1 protein-coding gene is annotated in these 1375 nt (G+C 55.4%); it reads right to left on the reverse strand.

All coding sequences use genetic code 11. The annotated features are described in order from the left end of the window. Positions 1 to 31: 31 nt before the first annotated feature. Positions 32 to 1282 (reverse strand): IS256 family transposase, encoded by a 1251-nt coding sequence (locus G9C99_RS18305; RefSeq protein ID WP_166418983.1) that lies wholly within the window; start codon positions 1280 to 1282, stop codon positions 32 to 34. Between the last annotated feature and the right edge of the window lie 93 nt (positions 1283 to 1375).

Consider the following 1375-nt stretch of genomic DNA (forward strand, 5'->3'; position numbering starts at 1 on the left):
GAGGTATGCCCGAAAGTTGGTGACGGTGTGATCAGGCGGCTTGGTTAAGTTGTTTGATCCCGTCTTTGATTGCAATCCCCTGGATGATCTCAGGCATGCGGTTGGCACCATCGAGTTTGCGCCATTTGAGCTGCGCTGACATCATCAGTTTGAACGCCATAGCGAGGCCCATTTTTCGGCTGAGGCATCCCTTGGTTTTGCCTGTGCGGTGCCGGACAGTGGCGAATGTGCTCTCAATCGGATTGGTCGTGCGGATGTGTTTCCAATGCTCGGCAGGGAAGTCATAAAATGCCAGCAACACGTTGCGATCTTTGGTCAGTTTACCCACCGCCTTGTCGTATTTCACGCCGTAGCTTGCGACGAAGAAGTCAAAAGCGACTTCTGCATCCACGCGCGTCTCTGCCTGCCAGGTGTCATGTAAATGGCCCTTCGCTTTGGCCTGGACCGACTTCGGCATCGCATTCAGAATATTGCCAGTTTTGTGGAACCAGCAGCGCTGTTCTTTCGTGGCACCAAAGACCTCGCGTAGCGCGTTCCAAAAGCCCAAAGCACCATCACCAATGGCAAGATCAGGCGCATGGGTCAGTCCGCGCCGCTGCAGATCAAGCAGCAACTCCGGCCAACTTTGGGTGCTTTCACGGTAGCCATCGGCAAGGCCGATGATCTCCTTGCGGCCCCATTCGCCCGCACCAATCAGCACCAGAACACATTGTTTTTCCTCAGCCATTCGCGGGCGGAAGTAGACACCATCAGCCCAGATACAGACGAACCGGCGGGTGCTGAGATCACGGCGTTGCCAGCGGTCGTATTCATCCCACCAGTTAGCCTTGAGCCGTGAGATCGTCGTGGATGACAGACCCGCAGCATTTGGACCAAGCAAAGCTGCCAGAGCCTCTTGGAAGTCGCCCGTGAAAATGCCCTTGAGATAGAGCCAAGGCAAAAGCTCTTCGATGGATTTGGCTTTGCGCAAATAGGGTGGCAGGATCGTCGAAGTGAAACGAACTTTCTCTACGCCGTCGCTTCGGTCCCGCACGCGCGGTACTTTAACCGGCACCGCACCAATCCCGGTCATGACCTCGCGTTCAGGCAAGTGACCATGGCGTACCAACCGGGCGCGGCCATCCCCGATGAGGTCTCCAGAATGCGCATCCAAAAGAGCTGATAACTCCGCTTCGACAGCCTGCTGGATCAAGTCACGCGCCCCGGTGCGCAAAATATCTGTCAACGGATCAGCTGAAAATCCATGTGGATCGGGCAACGTCGTGATGGTACTCTTCGTCATGTGGCATATCCTTTTCTCTTCGAGAATTGCGGCGCGTGAACAACGCCATGATATGCCGCCCCTCAGGGGCCATCACCAACTTTTAGCTATATC

The sequence above is a fragment of the Cochlodiniinecator piscidefendens genome (assembly GCF_011326755.1).
GTDB lineage: Bacteria > Pseudomonadota > Alphaproteobacteria > Rhodobacterales > Rhodobacteraceae > Cochlodiniinecator > Cochlodiniinecator piscidefendens.